The sequence below is a fragment of the Pseudidiomarina sp. genome, from assembly GCF_048267825.1.
Taxonomy (GTDB): domain Bacteria; phylum Pseudomonadota; class Gammaproteobacteria; order Enterobacterales; family Alteromonadaceae; genus Pseudidiomarina.
In genome coordinates this window covers 143801-167525 of sequence record NZ_JBLWWR010000002.1, presented here as the reverse complement: position 1 = coordinate 167525, position 23725 = coordinate 143801, and the positions used below count along the sequence as shown (strand labels likewise).

General features: G+C 49.4%; 24 protein-coding genes. 13 read left to right on the top strand and 11 right to left on the bottom strand.

Going from position 1 to position 23725, the window contains the following annotated elements:
- The first annotated feature begins 4 nt into the window (after window positions 1–4).
- The 8 genes from mutH to arcA all read left to right on the top strand — a co-directional run bounded on the left by mutH (window position 5) and on the right by arcA (window position 7382).
- Window positions 5–715 carry a DNA mismatch repair endonuclease MutH gene (mutH, locus tag ACN0UN_RS03680; RefSeq protein ID WP_417658781.1) on the top strand — a complete coding sequence of 237 codons (711 nt, stop codon included), beginning with the start codon at window positions 5–7 and terminating at the stop codon, window positions 713–715.
- Window positions 708–1403: a DUF2982 domain-containing protein gene (locus ACN0UN_RS03675; RefSeq protein ID WP_417658780.1), complete on the top strand. Its 696-nt coding sequence runs from the start codon at window positions 708–710 to the stop codon at window positions 1401–1403. The genes mutH and ACN0UN_RS03675 overlap by 8 nt, the downstream gene beginning before the upstream one ends.
- Before the next feature lie 20 nt (window positions 1404–1423).
- Window positions 1424–1855, top strand: coding sequence for an ATP-dependent zinc protease (locus ACN0UN_RS03670; protein WP_128351345.1), 432 nt, complete (start codon window positions 1424–1426; stop codon window positions 1853–1855).
- Window positions 1852–2757, top strand: a complete 906-nt coding sequence (rimK, locus tag ACN0UN_RS03665; protein ID WP_128351346.1) for a 30S ribosomal protein S6--L-glutamate ligase — start codon at window positions 1852–1854, stop codon at window positions 2755–2757. Before ACN0UN_RS03670 ends, rimK begins: the two co-directional genes overlap by 4 nt.
- A gap of 13 nt (window positions 2758–2770) precedes the next feature.
- Window positions 2771–3793 carry a succinylglutamate desuccinylase/aspartoacylase family protein gene (locus ACN0UN_RS03660; RefSeq protein WP_417658779.1) on the top strand — a complete coding sequence of 341 codons (1023 nt, stop codon included), beginning with the start codon at window positions 2771–2773 and terminating at the stop codon, window positions 3791–3793.
- A 24-nt stretch (window positions 3794–3817) separates the two neighbouring features.
- Complete coding sequence (locus tag ACN0UN_RS03655) at window positions 3818–4849, top strand: methyltransferase (RefSeq protein ID WP_417658778.1); 1032 nt, start codon at window positions 3818–3820, stop codon at window positions 4847–4849.
- 21 nt (window positions 4850–4870) lie between these two features.
- Entirely contained in the window at window positions 4871–6517 is a 1647-nt protein-coding gene (locus ACN0UN_RS03650; protein WP_417658777.1) for an ATP-binding protein, read from the top strand.
- A 109-nt stretch (window positions 6518–6626) separates the two neighbouring features.
- A complete protein-coding gene (gene arcA / locus ACN0UN_RS03645; protein ID WP_128351350.1) occupies window positions 6627–7382 on the top strand; it encodes a two-component system response regulator ArcA in 756 nt (251 codons plus the stop codon).
- Here arcA and ACN0UN_RS03640 read toward each other — a convergent pair.
- Window positions 7359–7700 (bottom strand): Hpt domain-containing protein, encoded by a 342-nt coding sequence (locus ACN0UN_RS03640; RefSeq protein WP_417658776.1) that lies wholly within the window; start codon window positions 7698–7700, stop codon window positions 7359–7361. The two genes, arcA and ACN0UN_RS03640, sit on opposite strands and share 24 nt — an antisense overlap.
- Window positions 7701–7872: 172 nt before the next feature.
- Here ACN0UN_RS03640 and folE2 point away from each other — a divergent pair, with 172 nt between their 5' ends.
- The 5 genes from folE2 (at window position 7873) to ACN0UN_RS03615 (ending at window position 13338) form a co-directional block, all read left to right on the top strand.
- A complete protein-coding gene (folE2, locus tag ACN0UN_RS03635) occupies window positions 7873–8811 on the top strand; it encodes a GTP cyclohydrolase FolE2 (RefSeq protein ID WP_339877441.1) in 939 nt (312 codons plus the stop codon).
- Between the two features lie 90 nt (window positions 8812–8901).
- On the top strand, window positions 8902–9915 hold the full coding sequence (locus tag ACN0UN_RS03630; protein ID WP_417658775.1) for an adenosine kinase: 1014 nt from the start codon (window positions 8902–8904) through the stop codon (window positions 9913–9915).
- A gap of 35 nt (window positions 9916–9950) precedes the next feature.
- A complete protein-coding gene (gene ahcY, locus ACN0UN_RS03625; RefSeq protein WP_339877436.1) occupies window positions 9951–11315 on the top strand; it encodes an adenosylhomocysteinase in 1365 nt (454 codons plus the stop codon).
- Window positions 11316–11418: 103 nt separating this feature from the next.
- Window positions 11419–11976, top strand: a complete 558-nt coding sequence (locus ACN0UN_RS03620) for a GNAT family N-acetyltransferase (RefSeq protein ID WP_417658774.1) — start codon at window positions 11419–11421, stop codon at window positions 11974–11976.
- Between the two features lie 30 nt (window positions 11977–12006).
- Window positions 12007–13338, top strand: a complete 1332-nt coding sequence (locus ACN0UN_RS03615; protein WP_417658773.1) for an NAD(P)/FAD-dependent oxidoreductase — start codon at window positions 12007–12009, stop codon at window positions 13336–13338.
- Window positions 13339–13379: 41 nt separating this feature from the next.
- Here the strand turns inward: ACN0UN_RS03615 and ACN0UN_RS03610 are convergent, their stop codons facing one another.
- From ACN0UN_RS03610 to ACN0UN_RS03565, 10 genes are all read right to left on the bottom strand, one after another.
- Window positions 13380–14540, bottom strand: a complete 1161-nt coding sequence (locus ACN0UN_RS03610; RefSeq protein WP_417658772.1) for an ABC transporter permease — start codon at window positions 14538–14540, stop codon at window positions 13380–13382.
- Window positions 14537–15271, bottom strand: a complete 735-nt coding sequence (locus tag ACN0UN_RS03605; protein ID WP_128351357.1) for an ATP-binding cassette domain-containing protein — start codon at window positions 15269–15271, stop codon at window positions 14537–14539. The genes ACN0UN_RS03610 and ACN0UN_RS03605 overlap by 4 nt, the downstream gene beginning before the upstream one ends.
- 9 nt (window positions 15272–15280) lie before the next feature.
- The gene (locus ACN0UN_RS03600) at window positions 15281–16753 is read right to left on the bottom strand and encodes an alpha/beta hydrolase (protein ID WP_417658771.1); all 1473 of its coding nucleotides are present in this window, start codon (window positions 16751–16753) and stop codon (window positions 15281–15283) included.
- Window positions 16754–16844: 91 nt separating this feature from the next.
- On the bottom strand, window positions 16845–17168 hold the full coding sequence (locus ACN0UN_RS03595) for a DUF3718 domain-containing protein (protein WP_417658770.1): 324 nt from the start codon (window positions 17166–17168) through the stop codon (window positions 16845–16847).
- A gap of 222 nt (window positions 17169–17390) precedes the next feature.
- Entirely contained in the window at window positions 17391–17888 is a 498-nt protein-coding gene (folA, locus tag ACN0UN_RS03590; RefSeq protein ID WP_417658769.1) for a type 3 dihydrofolate reductase, read from the bottom strand.
- Window positions 17889–17964: 76 nt separating this feature from the next.
- Entirely contained in the window at window positions 17965–19137 is a 1173-nt protein-coding gene (cgtA, locus tag ACN0UN_RS03585; RefSeq protein ID WP_417658768.1) for an Obg family GTPase CgtA, read from the bottom strand.
- 82 nt (window positions 19138–19219) lie between these two features.
- The gene (gene rpmA, locus ACN0UN_RS03580; protein WP_417658767.1) at window positions 19220–19477 is read right to left on the bottom strand and encodes a 50S ribosomal protein L27; all 258 of its coding nucleotides are present in this window, start codon (window positions 19475–19477) and stop codon (window positions 19220–19222) included.
- A gap of 18 nt (window positions 19478–19495) precedes the next feature.
- Window positions 19496–19807: a 50S ribosomal protein L21 gene (gene rplU / locus ACN0UN_RS03575; protein WP_128351363.1), complete on the bottom strand. Its 312-nt coding sequence runs from the start codon at window positions 19805–19807 to the stop codon at window positions 19496–19498.
- A 102-nt stretch (window positions 19808–19909) separates the two neighbouring features.
- Window positions 19910–20881 carry an octaprenyl diphosphate synthase gene (gene ispB, locus ACN0UN_RS03570; protein ID WP_417658766.1) on the bottom strand — a complete coding sequence of 324 codons (972 nt, stop codon included), beginning with the start codon at window positions 20879–20881 and terminating at the stop codon, window positions 19910–19912.
- Between the two features lie 112 nt (window positions 20882–20993).
- A complete protein-coding gene (locus ACN0UN_RS03565; protein WP_417658765.1) occupies window positions 20994–23600 on the bottom strand; it encodes a TonB-dependent receptor plug domain-containing protein in 2607 nt (868 codons plus the stop codon).
- Window positions 23601–23725 lie beyond the last annotated feature (125 nt).

Below are 23725 nucleotides of genomic sequence, written 5' to 3'. Positions count from 1 at the left end.
ATGAATGAAAGGATTAATCCGTTTAGACGAGGTAATTGTGCAGCTTAAGCAGCTCTTTGAAAACGCTAGCGCCCTAGCAGGTATGAGCTTTGCCGAATTAGCGGCGCGCCAAGGTATGTCGGTACCCAATGATTTGCGCCGTAACAAAGGTTGGGTGGGTCAGTTGCTGGAAAGTGCTTTAGGTGCAAGTGCGGGTTCGCAAGCGCTACAAGACTTCCCTGAACTTGGGGTGGAACTGAAAACGATTCCGTTAGATGCGCATGGTAAACCACTGGAAACCACCTTTGTGTGCACCACGCCGCTGATCAATATTCACAATTTAACCTGGGAAACCAGTAACGTGCGCAACAAGTTGCAGTGTGTGTTGTGGATTCCAATTGATGGGCGCCGGGACGTTCCGCTGGCAGAACGCACCATTGGCACCGCCTTTTTGTGGCAGCCTAGCGCTGAACAAGAAGCGCAATTACGCGCTGATTGGCAAGAGCATATGGATAAAATTGCACTGGGTGAGATTGACTCAATTAGCGCGCATCAAGGGGAGGTTTTACAATTGCGCCCGAAGGCCGCTAACAGTCGGGTACTGACTGAAGCCATTGGCGCAGACGGGAAAATTATTAAAACCTTGCCACGTGGTTTTTATTTGAAGACGCAATTCACCTGGCAAATCATTTGTGCCACCTTTGGGCTCGAAACGGCGCCAGCGACCCATGACTGATACCCACGAGCGCGAAGTACTGATAAGCCCGCACACCCGCGCCAACGGCGTTGGTTTTAGTGCCCTTGGTGTTGTCATTTTTGCGGTGACCATGTTCATGTGGCTGGTCGAGGCACCAATACCTGCAGCGGCATTCGGATTGCTCTATATTGCCAGCGCAGTTCTTATATTTTTGGGCACCGCGAAGGTGTTTGAACCCGCGGTGAGTATGAAAATTACGCCAGCCACAATTTCTTACCTGCATAGACGCGGCAACTGGCACATTACGTGGGAAAATATCGTGCGTTTTGATATTCCGCGCACCCACCGTGGCCTGGCCATTGAAGAATTACCTTATATCGGCTTTCGATTACATGACATTGAGCCAATATTACATGCTATAACACCGCGTCTTGCGGTATATTTATTAGCTGAGCAACGCCATCTACTGGTGGTGGCTTTGCGTCACGAACGCCCAGAGCTGAAAGATTACTCCACATACTTCGAGGTTCCAGATCGCTATAAAGCTGCATCGGGAAAAGAATACCGAGGTGTACAAGCGATGTTCGCGGTACGATGTCAACACTTTCGCGACATATTAGGTTATGATCTATTCATTCCTGCGGGGGCGCTTGATCGCCCAGCAGATGAGTTCTTGCGCTTCTTGCAGCAATTGCAACAGACAAGATCCTTAACGAATAACGAATAACGAATAACGAGGATTTTAACATGCAGACATTAGGTTGGCGCGAATGGGGGTCATTACCTGATCTTGGTATTAACGCCCTAAAAATGAAAGTAGACACCGGCGCCCGCACCTCGTGTTTGCACGCATTTAAGCTGGAACCCTTTGAAAAAAACGGCGAGAATTGGTTGCGTATTTGGCTACACCCCGAACAACATAGTGATCGGGAGCTCGTCTGTGAATCCAAAATTCATGACCAACGTGAAGTAACCGACTCAGGTGGCCATACCGAGCTTCGGTACGTTATTCTGTCGACATTAACCATTGGCGATTTTTCGCAACCTGTAGAGCTCACGCTTACTAATCGCGACACCATGAAGTTTCGTATGTTACTCGGCCGCCAAGCAATGCGCGGACATTTTATTGTCGACCCTGATAAGTCTTATCTATTCGGCCAGCCAGGAGCTAATGCATGAGAATTGCTATTTTATCGCGTAACCCACGCCTCTATTCAACCCGTCGCTTGGTCGAAGCTGGTGAAGCTCGCGGCCATACCGTGGATGTTCTGGACCCGCTGCGCTGCTACATGAATATCAATGCGCGCGAGTCGTCCATTCATATGAAAGGTAAAGACTTGCCGCCATACGATGCCATCATTCCGCGCATCGGCGCATCGATTACCTTTTTCGGAACGGCCGTATTGCGTCAGTTTGAAATGATTGGCACCTACCCACTGAATGAATCGGTGGCGATTTCACGTAGCCGCGACAAATTGCGTTCCCTGCAGCTGTTAAGCCGCAAAGGCATTGGTCTGCCAACCACAGGTTTTGCCAGCCAGCCGCAAGACATTCCCGACCTGATTGATATGGTTGGCGGTGCCCCGTTAGTGATTAAGTTACTCGAAGGCACCCAAGGTATAGGTGTGGTACTTGCTGAAACGCGCCAAGCAGCAGAAAGTGTTATCGAAGCCTTTATGGGCTTAGAGTCACACATCATGGTGCAGGAATACATCAAAGAAGCTGGCGGTGCCGATATCCGCTGCTTTGTAATTGGCGATAAAGTCATTGCCGCAATGAAACGTCAGGCAAAAGCCGGTGAGTTTCGCTCTAACTTGCATCGCGGCGGTTCAGCCAGCTTGGTGAAGTTGACTCCGGCTGAGCGCGCAACCGCTGTAAAAGCCGCGAAAACGATGGGGTTAAACGTGGCCGGTGTTGATATCTTACGCTCAAATCACGGCCCACTGGTGATGGAAGTTAACTCTTCCCCAGGCCTTGAAGGCATTGAAGGCGCAACCAACAAAGACGTGGCTGATCAAATTATCAGTTTCATTGAAAAAACCGCAAAAGCGCATAAAACCCGCACCAAAGGTAAAGGCTAAGACGATAAAAGCCATGAAGCAAAAAGCATTTCACTTAGCCACCCAGCGCATCATGCCGGGTTCGCGCCATAGCGTTAAAATTCCGGCGGCGCGGCTGTATAACGATACGCCCATGGATTTGCACGCTGAGGTTTTCCATGGCGTGAAATCAGGGCCGACCCTGTTGGTGTGCGCAGCCATTCACGGCGATGAATTAAACGGTATCGAAGTATGCCGACGCCTGATGGGTGAATTGGACCCACTGCAATTAAGCGGCACGGTCATTATCGTGCCCGTTGTTAATGTGTTTGGATTTATCCAACAGTCGCGTTATTTACCTGACCGACGCGACCTGAACCGCTGCTTTCCTGGCTCTGAACGCGGTGCATTGGGTAGTCGTTTAGCGTACCTGTTTAGTGAAACCCTGGTGCAAAACGCCACCCATATTATTGATTTGCATACCGGTGCCATTCACCGTAGCAACCTGCCACAAATTCGCGTCGACACCGACAACGGCGAAGCGCTAAAGATGGCTGAGTCATTTGGTACTCCAGTGATTCTGCACAGCAAAGAACGCGATGGTTCGTTGCGTTCGCTGGCAACTGAATTAGGTATTCCGCTAATTTTGTATGAAGCCGGTGAAGCGTTGCGGTTCGACTATGCCGCAATAAAAGCCGGTGTTATTGGCGTGCAAAATGTCATGAAAAGCCTAAAAATGATGAAAGGTCGCCGTAGCCGCAAAAAAGTTAAACCGGTGGTGGCACATCGCAGCGGCTGGATTCGTAATGAATACGATGGCTTGGTGGTTCCCAAAGTTGAACTTGGGCAAACCATCAACAAAGGGCAAGTGGTTGCGCAAACAGTGAACCCGCACGGGGATGATTTACATGCAATTAAAAGCCCTTATCATGGCATTGTGATTGGTATTAGTAATATTCCGGTCGCCAATGAAGGCGAAGCGCTATTCAATGTGGCGCAGTTTGACGGCGAACAAATTGGCGATGCCAGCGAAAACGTTGATGTATTCGCAGAAACCTATGATCAGAAAACGATATAACTGAAAACTAAACGGAACATAAATTTGAAGCATTTAAGCCCACCATCTCAACTTGTTTTACGCCATCAAGAGCGTTTCGATGACGTTCCGCTATTAGTGGTTAACGCGCCTGAAGCCGAAGTGGCCGAGGCACTGCCGGTGGTCAGCTGCTGGCAATGGCACGCGGGGTTTGCCGAGCGTTGGAAGCAACAAGCGCCAGAGATAGCGCACCATTTTGGTGCACCAGCGCCGGCTGCCGCAGGCGCGCAGGCTGCGCTGGTGTGGCTACCAAAAGAAAAACAACTCACTTGGTATGTACTGGACGCACTGCGTAGTGTTTTGCCACTCGGCGCAACCATCTGGTTAGTGGGTGAAAACCGTGGTGGCATTAAAAGTATTCATAAGCAATTTCCAGAAACGGTTACCTCAGCACAGAAAATGGCCGTGGGTAATCACTCACTACTAATACGCACCACTGTTGCAGAGTGTGCGGCGGAGTTTAGCGTCGACCAACACTTTGCGTATGTCGACTTACCACAACCGGGACAGTCTGAACCTTTGCATCTTGCCAGTTTACCGGGTGTATTTGCGTTTCCAAGTATTGATACCGGCAGTGAAATTCTATTAAAACACCTGCCCCAGTGGCAGAAAGGCCGCCTGCTTGATTTTGCCTGTGGCCATGGTGTGCTTGGTGCATGGCTAAACCGCCAAGCACCTGAACTGGACGTGACATACCTTGATGTCAGCGCCCTTGCGCTAAACGCCACCGAAAAAACACTGCAATTAAATGGCTTAAAGGGCTCCTGCATTGCCAGTGAAGGCCTTCAAGACAACCTGGGACAGTTCGACTATGTGGTGAGTCATCCGCCATTTCATACCGGGTTGGCAACCGACTACGAAATCGGCAAGCAGTTTTTACGTGGCATCCGTAGTCATTTACGTGTAAAAGGCGAGCTATGGCTGGTTGCGAATCGTTTCCTGCCATGGCCAGAGCTTATTGAACACGCATTCGGCCATTGTATCCGGGTTGCACAAGACAACAAATTCGCGGTATATCTTGCGAAACGGGATAGATAACGAGACCGATAGAGCAACGCAATGAACTTAAAAGTCAGTTCCATTAAACGCAGTGTCACCAGTCTGGTCATTTTAATTACCACAATATCGGTGACGCTGGCCTGCCTGGTACTGAGTTACAACTTCATTGCGGACACGCACCACCGTTTGTTACGGCAGTCTGAGCAGGTAAGCCGGTTTATTGCTGAGAATGCCACCTCGTACATGGTGTACAACCAGGCCGAAGCGGCCGAACGCTGGTTGCAATCATTACGGCATTCTCCGCTGATTCAGCATGTTCACTTATATCGCTATGACCCGAGTACCGAAGCGCTTGGTTTCTTTGCCAGTTATTATGCTGAACGCGAAGCACCTATTCCGGTTCGTTTCGACCGTGTGAAGAATATTACTGAGGCACGTTTCGCGACCAATTATGTGGAAAGTGCTGTGCCGCTGTATGTGCAAAACACCTTGCAAGGCTACGTGTATTTGCGCACCTCACGCGCTGCGCTTGATGAAGCCAAGTGGTATGCCGCCGCTATTAGTGGCGTGATTATTACCGCAAGTTTTATTTTGAGCTGGTTGATGTCGTTGTGGTTACGTCGGGTGATCACGCAACCGCTGGATGAAATGGTTGAGAGCATTCAGCAAATTGCGCGCGATAAAAATTACGACCGCACCCTGCATGAATTTGAGCTGCAAGAACTTGACCGCGTTTCGGATGCCTTTAATGCACTTCTGAGCCGTATTCAGCAACACATTCGCCGACAAGAGCAAGCTGAACGTGAGGCCAGTGAGTTAAATGCGGAGCTGGAGCTGCAGGTAAAACAGCGTACGCAAAAACTGTATGAGTCGAACCAAGAGTTGCACCAAGCTTTAGAAACCGCCCACCAATATCAGAGTGAGCTGGTGCAAGCCGAGAAGATGTCCAGCTTGGCAAAACTGGTGTCGGGTGTGGCACATGAAGTTAATACACCGGTAGGCTTAGCCGTAACTTCCACCTCAATTTTGCAGGACAACCTGCAACTATTAAAACAAAAATTCGCGGATAAAAAGCTTACCAGTCAAGAGTTTCAGCGCTATATGTCAGGGTTTGAAGAGAACCTTGCACTGATTAGCCGGAACATCAAGCGCACCGCCGATCTCATCAGTAATTTCAGTAAATTATCGATGGATCAGTTCAGCGACGATGATCGCTCCCTGCACTTGACCAAGTTCTGGGATGAAATTGCGCAAAGCCTTTACAACCGCCACCCTGAACTTACGTCTGTTGAGCTGTCCTGTCAGGTGGCGGATGACCTCATTATCAGCACCCGGCCCGGCCCGTTAAATCAAGTTATTAGTCAGCTGGTTCAAAATGCTTTGCAACATGCTTTCTCGAATACCGCTCATCCAATGATTCGATTCAGCTTCAGTTTTATACCACAGGCTGAAAGTAGCGAGTCAGGTGACTTGCAAATGACCTACGAAGATAACGGCGATGGCATTCCAGATGATTTGATAAAAAGCGTATTCGACCCCTTCGTGACCAGCAAGCGCAGTCACGGTGCCGCTGGATTAGGATTGCACCTGGTTTATAACCTGGTGGTGCAAGTTCTACAGGGGCACATTGAACTTGAAAGCCAGCCGCACCAAGGCACGCGTTTTAAGGTTGTTTTTCCGGTGCGCCGCTTAGTACAATCGAAGTAAACAATTGTAAGAATTGTTGCACGATTTTGCAGCTATATATAAAATCGCATGCTACACTGTCTTTCATTACCAAATTTCAACACATGTTAACGGATTCTCGGAACTGCTTATGAGCGCCAGATTATTAATCGTCGAAGATGAAGTCGTAACACGCAATACCCTTACTCGTTTATTTCAGCAAGAAGGCTATGATGTGTTTGATGCTGCCGATGGCATGCAGATGCAACGCATTATGGCTCGCCAACAAATTGACCTCGTGATCATGGACGTCAACTTGCCAGGCAAGAGCGGTATCGAACTTGCGGAAAAACTCCGTGAAAATGACAATATCGGATTGGTATTCTTAACTGGTCGTGACGCTGAAGAAGACCGTTTGCTGGCACTTGAATTAGGCGCCGATGACTACTTAATTAAGCCGTACAATCCAAAAGAACTTATTATTCGGGTGCGCAACTTATACCGTCGCATCGAAGCACTGAAAAGCCAGCAGAAAAACGTTGGACACGACAGTGTCGTTTATGAGTTTAACGGCTGGCGTTTAGAAAGTGACAGCCGCTGCTTATTTTCGCCAGACGGTAAAATGTTCCGCTTGCCGAAGAGTGAATACCGCGCCATGGAATTGTTCCTGACCAATCCTGGTAAAATTCTTGACCGCGAAACGCTGGTTAAGAAAATGCTCGACCGCGATTTACGTCCGAATGACCGTACAGTTGATGTCGCCATTCGCCGCATTCGCCGTCATTTCGAGGCGCTGCCAGATTCGCCAAACTTAATCACCACCATTCATGGTGAAGGTTACCGGTTTATTGGTGACGTTTCGATTAAGCACTTGGAACAACCGTCACTGAATGCCCCGGGCATGTAACCAGCGACGTAGTTGATGCTGGTGCAATGGTAATTCAATCACCCATTGCTCCAGCAAATCATCTGCATCTTGCCAATGCCACTCTTCCCGCTCTAAACGCTCCATCTGACTTGCCAGCTGTGCTAAGCCAACTGAACGGCACGCGCCTTTTACTTTGTGAGCCTGACGACGGGTATCACCTTCATTTCGTTTGCCAACCAAGTGCTTTAAATGGTCCAGATAACCACCAATATTATCGTTAAATGTGTCGTACATATCGCGTACGCCGTCACTGCCCAATAACTCGTAGTATTGGTTTAATAGTTTTTCATCTAACATCGTGGTTTCCTTATCCATTGTATTCATCCATCTTTTTCGATTCCGTTAATCGAAAAGTTTTGCTTCGGTTCTAAACCCAATCTGGCAAACTACCGTATTAAGGTTAAATCTAGTATACTATCGCCCCCTTTTACTGGGACTAAGTATTTTTAACGTTTGGAGCCGTACAAGCATGCCAACAGCTACACCAACTTTGATGCCAGACATCGCCAATCAAACCCGCGCACAAACCGAGGGGACTCTCGATTGGGTGGGCATGAGTAATATCGAAATGCCGCTGGTTGTCGGTGCTGCCCAAGAGCCGGAGCGTCCAGTTAGCGCACACGTTGACGCGTTTGTGAACTTAACTGACCCAAAAGCGAAAGGCATTCACATGTCCCGCTTATACCTGCTGTTGGAAGATTTATCAAACAATGATGTACTTAGCCATCATTCGCTCAGCAAGCTCTTACATGACTTTATAGATAGTCATGATGGCCTTGCAGATCAAGCTTATGTGAAGTTTAGTTTCGATTATCACTTGCGTCGAAAGTCACTGATCAGCAAAAAGCAGGGTTGGAAAGCCTACCCTGTAACCGTCACAGGGCGTTACGATAACGGTAAGCTGAACCTCGAGCTGGGTGTGGAAGTACCTTATTCCAGCACCTGCCCGTGCTCGGCCGCTTTAGCACGCCAGCTTATTCAAGAAGCGTTCGCCAACCAGTTTGGTACCGACAGCGAAGTTGATGCCGAAATGGTACACCGCTGGTTAGGCACCACCCAAGGTATTGTGGCCACACCACACAGCCAACGCTCCATTGCCCAAGTGAATGTTATTATGGGTGAAGGCGTGTCTGAGCTGCCAATTATTGGCTTAATCGATGCCATCGAAGATGCGTTGAAAACCCCGGTTCAAGCAGCTGTAAAACGTGAAGATGAACAAGAGTTTGCACGTTTGAATGGTCAGAACCTGATGTTCTGTGAAGATGCTGCGCGCCGGTTACAACATGCTTTGAATGTACAGAAGCAGTTTTCAGACTTCTGGATTCGCGTAAATCACTACGAATCTTTGCACGCGCATGATGCTGTAAGTATCACCACCAAAGGCGTGCCTGGCGGCTTCAAAGCTTAACCATTTATCGACCTACTAATCCGGCTGCGGTATACTACGCAGCCGGATTTTTTGTTTTTAAACACGACTAGAACCTTACACGAGAAAGGCATGGAACCTATTGATATCGTTGGTATTGGCAACGCGCTCGTCGATCAAGAATTTGAAGTAACGGACGAATTTTTGCAGCAGCATCAGATTGAAAAAGGGATGATGACGCTGATTGAAGATGCTGACCAAGAGCGGCTTATTGAGCTACTGGCAAAACGTGGTGAGCTCAAGAAACAATCCGGCGGTGGCTCGGCGGCCAACTCACTGGTCGGGTTTGCACAATTTGGTGGAACTGCATTTTATTGCTGCAAAGTGGCTGATGACCAAGCGGGTAAGTTCTATTGTGACGACCTCGAGAAAGTTGGGATTACCACCAATACCGGAAGCCAAAGGCATGAAGGCAAAACCGGTCGTTGTTTAGTTATGGTCACTCCCGACGCTGAACGCACCATGCGCACCTATTTGGGGATTACCGCTGACTTATCGATTGCCGAACTTGATGAAGGCGCGATTGCACGTGCGCAGTATCTGTACATTGAAGGGTATTTAGTCACATCGCACATTGCGCGGCAGGCAATAGCCCGCGCCAAAGAAGTTGCGCGTGCCCACGGTACTAAAATTGCGGTTACCTGCTCTGATCCAGCCATGGTGAAGTACTTCCGTGACGGCATTGATGAAATTTTAGCAGGTGGTGTTGACGTGATGTTCTGTAATGAAGAAGAGGCACGGATCTTAACGGGCACCGACGACGTACAAGAAGCCATGCAACAGTTGCGGCAGCATGCTGACTTAGTTGCTATTACACTGGGTAAAGACGGCGCCTTATTGGGCGACGGCGAACGCCAGGTTGTGGTGCCTGGTGTGCCAGTCAAAGCGGTCGATACCAACGGTGCTGGGGATATGTTCGCCGGCGCCATGATGTATGGTCTAACACGAAACTATTCACTCGCAGCCTGCGGTCTATTAGCTAGCCACGCAGCGGCAGAAGTTGTATCAAATTTCGGGCCACGCTTAGAGTTAAGCCGGCAGCAACAGTTGTTGATTCGTTTACAGCACGAACCAGAATTTAGTTAACAACGAATAACGATTAACGATTTAAGAGGTTTCACATGCAAGATTACAAAGTCGCAGACATTAACTTGGCCGATTGGGGCCGCAAAGAAATTTCTATCGCTGAGTCAGAAATGCCAGCGTTGATGACCATTCGCCGCAAATATGCTGACAGCAAGCCTCTGGCCGGCGCACGCATTATTGGTTGTATTCATATGACCATTCAAACCGCAGTACTGATTGAAACGCTGATTGAACTTGGCGCTGAAGTACGCTGGTCATCATGCAATATCTTTTCAACTCAAGACCACGCAGCGGCGGCAATGGCTGCAGCTGGCGTACCTGTGTTTGCCTGGAAAGGTGAAACCGAAGAAGAATACGAGTGGTGTTTGGAACAAACGTGTCGCAAAGACGGCGAGTTATGGAATGCCAACATGATTTTGGATGACGGCGGCGATTTAACCCTGTTGATCCACGAAAAATATCCACAAATGCTGGATAAAGTGCACGGCATTACCGAAGAAACCACCACGGGTGTGCACCGTCTGCTCGAGATGCTGAAACACGGCACATTGCGCGTGCCAGCCATTAACGTGAACGATTCTGTAACCAAGTCGAAAAACGACAATAAATACGGTTGCCGTCACTCATTAAATGACGCGATTAAGCGCGCAACCGACCACTTACTGTCGGGTAAAAAGGCGCTTGTTGTTGGTTATGGCGACGTAGGTAAAGGTTCTGCAGCCAGCTTGCGTCAAGAAGGCATGATTGTGAAGATTACCGAAGTTGACCCAATCTGTGCCATGCAAGCCTGTATGGATGGCTATGAAGTGGTGTCACCGTTTAAAAATGGTGTGAACACAAACTCAGCTGAAGGCATTAACCGCGATTTGCTGCAGAACACCGATTTGATTGTGACCACCACCGGTAACGTCAACGTCTGCGATAAATACATGTTGGCGGCGTTAAAACCAACGGCTGTTGTGTGTAACATTGGTCACTTCGATAACGAAATTGACACGAAGTTTATGCGCGATAATTGGCGTTGGGACGAAGTGAAGCCGCAAGTGCATAAAATCTACCGCAGCGATGACGACAACGACTACTTGTTGTTGCTTTCGGAAGGTCGCTTAGTCAATCTTGGCAACGCAACCGGTCACCCAAGCCGCATTATGGATGGCTCATTTGCGAACCAAGTATTGGCGCAAATGCACTTGTTCGAAGAGAAGTTTGCTGACTTGCCAGCGGCTGAAAAAACTGCGAAGCTGCGCGTTGAAGTTTTACCGAAGCAGCTTGATGAAGAAGTTGCCCGCTACATGGTGCAAGGCTTTGGTGGTGTAATGACCAAGCTGACGCAGCAGCAAGCGGATTATATTCATGTAGCCGTGGAAGGGCCGTTTAAGTCCGACGACTACCGCTACTAATAATGCAAAAGCGATATTAGCACTTGGATATTAGACATTAGCCCTGATGTTTCGGATTTTTCTAATATCTAATATCTAATATCTAATAACGCACTTGGTTTTTATGATTGAATACAAACAAATGACGGCCGCCGATTACGCGGCCGTCATCGAATTAGGCAACCGTGTTCACGGCGACAACTACCTGACACCTGAGTCCCTGGCCGATTATGACCAGCGTGGGCGTGTGGGTGATGTGAACTTGAATTGGCTGGCATTTGCCGACGGTAAACTGGCCGGTATTCGACTGACTTTTGCCCCAGGAAACTGGGACATTGATGGCCATTGTTGCCCGTCAGAGTGGCCTGTACCCGCTGAACAGATTTGTTACTTTAAATGTGTTGCTGTTGACCCTGACGTGCGTGGTGGCGGTATTGGCCGTGGCTTGTTAGAACGCTCGATTGCTGAAGCTAAGAAGCTTGGCTGTCAGGCGGGATTGGCACACATTTGGATGCAAAGCCCAGACAATGCCGCGTTCGAATACTTCACCCGCTGTGGCGGTGAGCTAATTCGTGAACATGACAAGCGCTGGTATGATTTATCCATCAACGATGGGTACCACTGTCCGGTCTGTGATGGCGTATGTCACTGCACCGCCGGCGAAATGATTTTGAAATTCTAAGCAGCACGAAGTTACCTTTGGAGGCCTGGCATGTACGACCCACTTCACGACCGCAGCCCAGGCCCTAATCAGCCTTACCCCACCAGTTATTGGCACGCCCACAGCGCGCCACAATGGCCTGATTGCGCCACAGCTTTGCCCGAACACGCCGATGTGGTTGTTATTGGTGCCGGCTACACCGGATTAAACGCGGCGCTTGAGCTGGCTGAAACCTATCAGCAAAAGGTGGTTGTCGTTGAAGCCAATCAGCTTGGCTGGGGCTGCTCAAGTCGCAATGCAGGATTCGCCATGCCCGGTACGGGGCGGCTTGGTTATTCAGCATGGAAAAAGCGCTGCGGTGAAGCCGTAGCACAAGGCATTCAAGCTGAATACCAACAAGCGTTTGCGCGCTTAGAACGTCATTTAAACGCATGCCCGGAACAACTGCAGGTGCAACGCGGCGGCTACTTAAAGATTGCCCACCGCCAAGGCGCTGTCGCGGAATTAAACCAACAATACCACGCGCTATGCCACTATGAACCAGCCACACGCTGGCTGGACCGCGACGCCATTCAGGCGCGCGTGAAAAGCCCACAGGCGTTTGCTGCAATTCACTTTCCGCAGAGCTTCGGTGTGAACCCGTTATTGCTGTTAGCGAGCGTTGCGCGTCAAGCTGCTCAAGCCGGTGCGACGTTAGTTGAACATGCACCGGTGCAAAATTGGCAAACGCTCGCAAATGGCGTGCACCAGCTCACCACCGCCAGAGGTGTGATTCAAGCCAAGAAAGTAATTATCGCTACCAATGGCTACACCCCAAATCATTTACACCCCAGTATTCATGGGCGCAGCTTGCCCGTACTCTCTAGTGTGTTGGTTACGCGCAAATTGACCGACGCCGAACGTGCTGCCATTGGCGTACAACCGCATGAGCTGGTTATGGATACGCGCACGCTGAAGTATTATTTCAGGTTACTCCCTGATGGACGCATGCTTTTTGGTGGGCGTGGTGCCATTCGAGGGCGTGATGCTGAAAAGCAGCGCTATACACAACATCTGTTGGCTGCCATGGCACAAACGTTCCCAGCGCTCACTGCACTTAGCAAAGAGCCACCGGCCTACCGTTGGAGTGGTTGGGTAGCTGTTGCATTGGATGATTACCCACGTATCTACAGCCCAGCTGAGGGTGTTTATACCAGTATGGGCTATTGCGGTGCAGGTGTAACCTTTACACAGTTGGCTGGCCAGCGCGTTGCGCAACTGGCCATGGGTGAGAAAATGCCGGATTTACCGTTTTATCAGTCACCGTTACCAAAGTTTCCACTGCCGCAGCTGCGGCGCCTCGGCCAATGGCTGTACTATCAAATTCAAAGTCGCGTTAACTAATATCTAATATCTAATATCTAATATCTAATAACGCCTTTGCTCTACAACCCGAATACGACTTTCTCGCTGGCGAGCATCCGTCCGATATAGCGAATAATCAACAAGCTTAAAAGCGCTGTCACGCCTGCACTAATAAAAATCGGCAACCACTGCAAGCTATCGCCTTTTATAATATCCAATAGTGCTTGATGCTGGCCCGTTAATGGCAAGTAATAGAGTATTGGGTTTTTAAGGCGCGCGAACTCCACGCCGAATACCGCTAACATGGGCAGCATCAGCAAAAACGAAATATAGGTTTGCGCTTCTTTAAAACTTTTGGCGCGGAAGCTGACAAATAGCTGTAATGCGGTCGCAAACAAAGCAAGCGGTGCCAGCATTAAGACAATTAACAGCATCATGGTCCAGTCCAGCGTCAAACTAATACCAATATTATGCAGCGGTAAAAAGCGGAAAATAATTGGAATCAACACCACGCTGAGTGCCCCACCAAACATCGCGAAACAACTCGCGGCAAGGGCTTTTCCCAACACCAATTGATGCGAACTGAGCGGTTGTGACAACAGCAGTTCAAGCGAATTGCGTTCACGCTCACCAGCACTGATATCAATGGCCACGTTCATACCCGAGAAGAACACCGACAATAGAATAAAGATCAGCACACTGCCCATTAATATGGCCGAGCGGGAGCCTTTCGTGGCGGTGTCATGTTTCACGAGATCAATCGGCTGAACCACGCGTGGGTCTAGGCCGCGCATTTGCATGCGAATAAAGGCTATTTGATTGCTATAGCCCTCAATGGCACGTTCAATACGACGCAAGTCACCGGTCTGCTTGGTGGCACTGAAGTCAGCCGTTAAAGTAACCGGTGCCGGTTTAGCGAGTGCGATATCTTCAGCCCAGCTTTCACCAATCGCAAGTACGATAGGTTGACGCCCTGCAGGCCACGGTTTATCACGCTCCACAATCCCATTACTGTTTAAATGCTCAACCAAAGCAGGTGCATGTTCCGCGCCGGTGATATCTATCTCAACATCACTCGGGTCAGTGAGTTGGCTGATCATGACGTAAAACGCCACAGCCATCAGCAATGGACCAAAAAATGCATAGGACATAGCCGCCATAACGGAGCGCTTGTCACGAATCGCATCACGAAGTTCTTTTCGCCAAACAATCCGGATTGGATTGCGAACTAAATTACTCATGCTGCGATACCCTCATCTGTTCCTATGATTTTCACAAACGCTTCTTCCAATGCGGTTTCGCCGGTTTGCGCACAAAGCTCTTCGGTGGTGCCTTGCGCTGCGACTTTCCCCTTCGCGACGACAACAACCTGGTCGCACAATGCGGCAACTTCTTGCATGACGTGACTCGAAAATAGAATACTGGTGCCTTGCCCGCGCAGTTCGCGCAGTAGTTCGCGTAAAATACGCGTGCTCATCACATCCAGCCCACGGCTTGGCTCATCAAGAATCAAATGTTTAGGGCTATGTACAATGGCCTGCGCTAAAGCAACCTTCATCCGTTGCCCTTGCGAAAAGCCTGTTGCCTTGCGGTCGGCAATGGCTAACATGTCGAGACGTTCTAGCGCTTGCTGCACCGCAGCTTCCCCGGCTTGCTTTTCTAAACCGTGCAAAGCGGCAAAATAAGCCACTTGCTCACGCGCTGTCAGACGCTCATATAAACCAAATTTATCCGGAAAAATACCGATATTGCGACGCGCTTCCAGCGGCTGTTTACTGGCATCAATGCCGTCGATCAGTGCATGACCGCTGTCTGCCTTTAACAGCCCATAAATAGTGCGTAGGCAGGTTGTTTTACCGGCTCCATTGGGGCCCAGCAGACCCGTTATTTGCCCTTCGGGTGCTGTAAACGTCAAACCATCGAGAGCCACTACTTCGCCAAATTGTTTGCGTAGTCCAGTTACTTCAATCATTGCGGCCTCCTATAGTCCTTTACCGTTTGCATTCAACACGAAAGGTGCCGGCTTTTGATTTTTTAAGCAGCTGTCATCCAGTGCCTGCGCATCGAGCGATTCAATAAATTGCCCCACAAGTTTATTGGCACAAGTATGGCCGGCAATTGTATGTGAGCCATTTGGCGCAATTAAATGCCGGCTGTTACTCAGCGATTGCGCTGCCAAAGCGCCCCACGTTGGCGGGGTAACTGGGTCAAGGCGACCAGACAACAGTAGTGTCGGAATGTCGCTGTAAACCGGTTCGAACCAGGCTTCAGGGCGCGGCGCCTGTGGCCATACCGAACACATTTCAATAAATGCATCGGCTGTACGACTGCCGATAAAGCTGTTGTTGCCGTCTTCGGCCAGCAACCGCTCGGTTGCTCGCGGAAGGTCCTCGCTACACAGTACCGATAGGGTTAAACCCATATACATTTCAGACTGTGACATTGCGCTACCTAACAACCCCACCAAAGGCGTGTAGTTACCGAGCCCGGTCTGCTGAATCACGTACGGCAACATTTGTCGTGTTGTTGGATGGTACAGCCCAACGCGCATTACTGACGTAAACCGGCCAGCAGTAATCAGAATTTCGGTATCTTCGTTACTGAGGGGATCGGCCACAGTCAACGGCACTGGCTGGCTTTCCAATGAAGCCAAAGTGTTGGCGTAGGTTTGTTCTAAATTGGGAAATGTTGCGGTGCAGGCTTTAGATTCCGCGCATTGTTCCAGCAGCAATTCAAACGATTGTGCACCGTGGCGACCAAATGGCCCCACCACGACTTCCGGGGGAGCAACCGCATCTAATACCGCTGCGCGCACTGAGTTAGGCGCTTCACGCATGTACACCAAGCCTGCCCGAGTACCGTACGAACCACCATATAAATTAACTTGGCTGTAGCCTAAATGTTCACGAACAGCCTCAAAATCGCGAATTGCATTCACCGTGTGATACTGGGTTAAATCTTCTTCGCTAAACTGTGCAAGACACTCGCCCGCAATGCGATCGAGCTGCATGTCGTCATCGGCTTTAACAAGCTCATCAACATGGTTGAGTTCGCAACTGAGTGGATGTGATTTGCCGGTGCCGCGTTGATCGATTAACAGGATGTCGCGCTGCTTGCGAACGTCACTGAACATACGATTGATCATTGCCGCCAACTCAGTTGCTGCCTGGCCTGGCCCGCCTGCTAAGATAAGCAGCGGATCAGCTTTTTTACTCTCGCTAACCGCAGGTAGCACAGCATAATTAATGGTAATTTGACGACCTTCCGGCTGGTCGTAATTTTCAGGAACCGCAAGCTCGCCGCAGAGTACCTGCTCGCTGATATTCTTTAGATAGCATGAAGCTAATGGCGCTTGTGATGCATTTGTTGCTGGTGTTTCATCGGCATTTGCGACATTGACGCAAGCTAACGAAGCCAACAGTGTTCCTATTACAGATATTCCCTTAATTCCCATGATTTGTTATCCAGTTGTAACAATTGCGGTTAGTTTAGCGCGCGAGGTTGTGCAAAGGAAAGCAACAAACTGTAAATGTTTATTTTTTTGGTTATTGTTGTGGCGCAGTACTTTCAAAGCGCTCACGCAACACCGTGTTTATCGGATGATTATAAGGAAGTTTCTGAGCCCAGCTCAAATCACCTGCTTGTTGCAGGTCAGCATGCAATACGCTGTGCACAATAAACAGACCAATTTCTGTTGACCCATGCCGCTCGGCAAATTGAATCATGGTTTCGTTGTTACAACGAATGCGGGGGTAGATATCACGGATACGGAGGCGATGCTCACGGAGTTTATTGCGAAATGCGTTGGAATCATTGGTGAACACATGGCTACAAAACAGCAACGCTAAATCATCGCCAAATGAGTTCATACTCACTTGAGCGGACGCTGGGCTGTTAAATACCCCGATTAATACGCATGATAATGTGAGCAACCGCAGTCGACTCGCTGAACCAACCATAACTAAACATCGCTTTATTTTTATTCTGTTTAGCATGGTAAACAGCTGTTACAACGCATGCAACGGAATAATTTGTTAACGATATTCAGTTTCTAACAGCTTATTTACACTTTGTCGGAGGTATAAGCCGGTTCAAAGACGGCGGTAAACTTCTGTTACAAATGCATACGGGTTGTTGGAATCAGCCGGGTATTCAACAGACTCCATCAATTCCCATTCAGCGGCAGCCTGATAGTCAGGAAAAAACGTGTCGCCTTCAGTTTCGAGTTGAATTTGGGTTAAGTACAAACGGTCAGCATGCGGTAGAAATTCGGCGTAAACATGTCCGCCACCAATCACCATCAATTCGTCGGTGTGACCCGCTGCGCGAACCGCTAATTGTGGGCTGTTCACCCAAATAACGCCCTGCTCGTCGGTGTACGGTTGCTGGTGTTTGCGGCTAAGAACAATATTGGTGCGCCCGGGTAACGGGCGCCCGATAGATTCATAGGTTGTGCGCCCCATAACCACCGGTTTACCAAGGGTAATCCGCTTGAAATGTTGCAGCTCGGCAGGAAGGTGCCATGGCATTTTGCCATCTTTACCGATAACGCGATTCGCAGCCATCGCCGCTACCAAAGCAATATGCATGTACGAACCTCCGTTATTCGTTAGTCGTTAATCGTTGTTGGTTGTTCGCTTTAACGACCAACCAATAACGCATTTTTTATTTCTGGTAGATCACTTCGACGTCGTGATCGTCGTCGTCATAATCATCATCGTCATCTTCGTCGTCTTGCGCAAAGGCTTCAAGTTGCTCTTTGTGGTAATCGTCCCACTTGAATTCAACGCTGGCTTTGGCTTCCGCTTCCATTTCTTCTGGCGTTGGCTTCGGCAAGGTTTCAAGGTAATTGACGATTTCCTTGCATAACGAATCAGTGTTGATCTTCGATAGACCCGATATCTGATACACCGGACCGTCCCAATCAAGTGCTTCTTTTACGCGCTCAATGCCTTCAGCGATTTCTTCTTCGCTGAGCAAGTCAACTTTGTTAACCACCAACCAACGCGGTTTCGCGGCTAAAGCTGGGCTGTATTTTTCCAGCTCATTCACAATTTTGACCGCTTGTTTAGCTGGGTCTGATTCATCATACGGTGCTAAATCAACAAGATGCAACAATAAGCGGCAGCGCTCAAGGTGCTTCAAAAAGCGAATGCCTAAACCGGCACCTTCTGCAGCGCCTTCAATCAGGCCTGGAATATCTGCGATAACAAAGGTTGCATGCGGCACTGGACGCACAACACCAAGGTTTGGCACCAAGGTAGTGAACGGGTAGTCGGCAACTTTCGGTTTCGCCGCAGAAACTGAGCGAATAAAGGTTGATTTGCCTGCGTTTGGCATACCGAGCAAACCGACGTCTGCAAGCAGCATCAGTTCAAGCTTCAGGTTGCGAATTTCGCCTGGGGTGCCCATGGTTTTTTGACGCGGTGCACGGTTGGTCGAGCTTTTGAAGCGCGCGTTACCGAGGCCGTGGAAACCACCTTTGGCCACCATGCGACGCAAACCGTGACGGGTTAAGTCACCCAGTACTTCACCTGTTTCTTCATCGGTAGCACGTGTGCCCACAGGTACTTTTAGTATCAAATCTGAGCCGCGTTTGCCGGTACAGTTCTTGCCGTGACCGTTTTCGCCACGCTGCGCACGGTGAAAACGCTCAAAGCGATAATCAATGAGTGTGTTCAGGTTCTCATCGGCTTCTAGATAAACGTCGCCGCCATCGCCACCGTCACCGCCATCGGGACCGCCCTTGGGGATATATTTTTCACGTCGGAAACTTACGACACCGTTACCGCCGTCGCCTGCTTCTACGCGAATTCCGACTTCATCTACAAACTTCATGATTTTACCTACTTGCTTACATGAAAAAACCCCGCCACTCCGGACGGGGTTTCTTATTTCTGCGCTAGCGTTCTAACTGAAATTATTCAGTAACGATGCTAACAAATTTGCGGTTTTTAGGACCTTTCTCCGCAAAAGAAACTTTACCGTCGCTAAGCGCGAACAAAGTGTGGTCACGACCAATACCAACGTTATCACCAGCGTGGAACTTAGTACCGCGTTGACGAACGATGATGCTACCAGCTAATACTGATTCGCCACCGAAACGTTTTACACCCAGACGTTTACTTTCTGAGTCACGACCGTTACGAGTTGAGCCTGCGGCTTTTTTATGTGCCATGTGTCGTTACTCCTTCAATTAACCGTTAATGCCAGTGATTTTCACTTCAGTGAACCACTGACGATGACCTTGGCGCTTCATATGGTGCTTACGACGACGGAACTTGATAATGTTCACTTTGTCGCCACGACCGTGGTTGATAACTTCCGCCTTGATAGATCCACCAGAAACAAAGGGCGCGCCGATTTTAACGTCGTCACCGTTCGATAGCATTAACACTTGATCGAACTCAACCACATCACCAGTGGCCGCTTCCAGTTTTTCCAGGCGGACGATTTGGCCTTCAGATACACGGTGTTGCTTACCGCCACTTTGGAATACTGCGTACATGTCTTTCTCCGATTTCCCCGAAGGGTCTTTATTTGAATTAAATTCAGGGCGCGAATTGTACATAAACTCGCTGCGCGAGTAAAGAGTGTTATTCGTTATTCGTTACGCGATTCTATCAACGGCGATGGCAGCGAGAGCGTGCAGGGCTTCGCGGTGAGGCGAATCCGGCAGGTGCGCTAACTGCTGCTGCGCCAATTCTGCTTCTTTTAACGCGCGATTACGTGTGTAATCGAGTGCGCCAGTACGCTGCATGGCCGCTAAAATAGTTTGCAGTTGGTCACGGCCGTCGCCTTGTTCTATCGCTAAGCGAATGCGTGCAGCCTCTTCATCATTGCCGTGCCACATGGCATACAGCAACGGCAAGGTTGGCTTGCCCTCGGCTAAGTCGTCGCCAGCTTGCTTGCCCATGGTTTCGCTGTCAGCGGTGTAGTCGAGTAAGTCATCGACCAACTGAAACGCAGTGCCCAAATGACGCCCGTAAGCAGCCAGAGCTTCTTCAACTGCTGCGGGTTTATCCGCCAGCACCGCACCTAATTGGGTCGCAGCCTCAAATAACTTGCCGGTTTTCCCGTAAATGACTTCAAAGTAGCTTTTTTCGGTGGTGTCCGGGTCGTTGCAATTCATCAGCTGCAACACTTCGCCTTCAGAAATGATGTTGGTGGCATCGGCCAAAATCTTCATCACCTTCATCGAGTTCAGGGTAACCATTAATTGAAACGCGCGGGTGTACAAAAAATCACCCACCAATACGCTAGCTTCGTTACCAAACACGGCGTTGGCTGTTTCCTGGCCGCGCCGCAATTCAGAAGCATCCACCACGTCGTCATGCAACAACGTTGCGGTATGAATAAATTCAATGATGGTTGCCAAGGTCAAATGCCCCTGCCCTTGGTAACCGGCTGCTCGTGCGGCAGTTACTGCCAACAGAGGGCGCAAACGCTTGCCACCGCTGTTAACAATGTACAAACCGAGCTGATTAATTAAAGCAACGTCTGACTGTAATTCAGCGCCAATTAATCGATTTACGCCTGACATATCGTCGGCCATCAACGCATTGATTTCTGATAACTTCATAGCTTCAGTGCAACAGTTAAATTAAGCCAAAGATTGTACACGACTTTCGGTTTTTGGCACAGAAAAAAGGCAGGCGATTAGGCCTGCCTTCTATTCTTTTTATCGCAACGCATCAAAATTTGTATTGCGCCCGAACGTAGTAGAAACCGCCGTTTACTCCCATCGGCGAGGTCGGTGGGTATTGAGACCCGACTACCGCGCGACCGAATGGGTTTTCATCGGGACGGTTATCAAACACGTTTTTGCCGCCTAAGGCTGCGGTAAAGTTTTGACTGAAGTCATAGGCGAACTCAAGATCTACGGTGGTTTCGGCACCAGGGTAGATATCTAAGCCGCCGCCCGCGTCAACATGGTCCTCATAGTATTTACCGTAGTAGTTCAGGCGCAGCAAGGTGCGCGTGTCGCCTTTACGGTAATTCGCTGTGACAGTCGAACGATGCTCTGGCAAGTTATCTTCAAGCATCTGCACTTTGGCCAAGTTGATGTTTTGCGGGTTAAATGAATCAACTTTGGTGTCAGTCCAGTTGTACGCCAAGGTGTACTTCATTTCACCTTCCCACAAGTCGTGGCCGTAGTTAGCAACAACATCGATACCTTGCGTGGTGGTATCAAAGTCGTTGGTAAAGTACACCACACTGCTATAGCTTGATGCATCACGCACGCCTTGCGCGATTAAAGCGTCGATGTCTTCCTGCGTTAGTGGAATCGCTGAGGTACGGCTTAAGCGGTCGGTCACTTCAATGTTGAAGTAATCCACTGTCAGGTAGAGTCCACTTTCAAATTCACCAACAATACCGAAGCTATAAGCCACTGACTCTTCAGGCTCAAGTGGCTTACCGCCTTTGAGTGCAGCAATTGGATTGGTTGGTGGCAGTAATGCTTGGTCTTGCAACGCATCGCCGACAAAGGCCGTGGTAACGTTAATGACGTTACTTTGCCCTACCGTTGGAGCCTTGAAGCCGGTACTCGCAGCAGCACGAACAGCCCAATCTGAGCTCAACTGCCAACGCGCCGATAATTTACCATTGGCGGTAGAACCAAAATCGCTGAAGTCTTCAAAGCGAACTGCAGCGCCCACCATAAAGTCAGCAGTTAGATAGGTTTCAACGTCGGCATACCACGCCCAGTTTCCGCGACTCCATTCGCCGGCCGCTTCAGGTTTAATACCCGGGAAGCCATTCGAGCCAATGCCAAACCCTTGCTCGGTTAATGGCCCGATTGCAAATGAAGCTGGGTCACCAACTTCTTGCTTGAAGGTTTCGCGGCGGTATTCAATACCGGTCGCAAAATTAACCAAGTCGTAGAAGCCATCTACCTGAAAGCCTTTACTGAAATCTAAGTTAAAGTTCTTTTCTAACTGACTGGCTGCACCTGGGCTGAATTCAAACGGTGTGTTTGGCCCCAACGACGGGTTGACCGTATTGAACAGTAGGTATTCCACGTGTGAATAACCAACACCAACAGATACATCATAGGCCCAATCGTTGCCTACAAAACCATTGGTACCGGCTACAAAAGATGCATCGGTGACTATGCCGCCAAACCGCGGGGTAAAGCCGCCAGGAAATAGCTCATTAAATGCAAAGCAGTTAGCACCAAGTGGCGTGCTGTTGTTGGCAATTAATTGATACTCTGGCGAGTCCAATACGTTATCGCCAACGGGTACCTCTGGGCACGAAAGCCCTTGGTCCACACCATCTAAGTCGCCGACCAAGAGCAATTGCTCATCTTGGTCATTGAAGCCACCGAAAAACACACCATCGCGGTTGTGCGGATGGCGATAGTAAAAACCGCCTTCAATTTCACGTTCCGCATAATTAGCGAACAAATAGGCCTCACGGTTCTTGCCCAAATCCAGACCAAAGTTAGCAAGTGCTTTGAAGTCATATTTGATTTCTGGTGTACCCCAAATTTGGGCCGGGTTTGCGACAAAAGTATTGCCCGCATCGATTAATGCTGCAGCGTCGTCACGTTGCACCGTACGACTGGTTGCATCTGCCTCGCGGTATTCCGCACTAAAGTTGGCAAAACCGCGCTCACTCAGCTCAAAACCAACGTTACCACTGACTTGAATGGTGTCGCCGTCACCCTCTGCGGTGGAGCCATAACGCGCTTCCAACATACCGCCCTCAGATGCATCTTTTAGTACAAAGTTGACCACACCGGCAATGGCATCGGAACCGTATTGTGCCGCGGCCCCATCACGCAGAACTTCAATTTGCTTCAATGCGGATGCCGGAATATTGGAAATATCGGGGCCCTGTGCGCCATCAGATAATCCACCACCAAGGAAGGTTATTACCGCGCTGCGGTGGCGACGTTTACCGTTAACCAGCACCAACGTATGGTCAGAAGCCAAACCACGTAAGTTGGCTGGACGAACCAGCGTTGACGCATCATTGATGGGTTGGTCGTTAACATTGAATGACGGTACCACCGTGCTCACCATATTGAGCATGTCCGTTGAGCCTTGGTCGGTTAGTTCATCGGCCCCGATAATATCTAAAGGTACTGCTGAATCACCAACTGAGCGTGGTGCTGACCGCGTACCTACTACCGCAATGCGTTCATCCGCCCGTGTTTCTGGCTGCTCCGATTCGGCCCCAGCCTCTTGCGCCATGCCAAGCGTTGGTAAGCATGCAAAAATAGCACAAGCTATAAGCGTAAGCCTTACACCATGGCCGCTTGAGGCTCCTTTTTTATTGACAGACTTTGTCATAAATTTCTCCCTGATCTTGTTGTTGTTCTGGGTTGTTCTCAATTGTTTTGTGTTGTATCGCGAATGCGCATAGCACTAAAGTACTATGGGCTGTATTAAATATCGCCAATTGTTCAGATTTTACA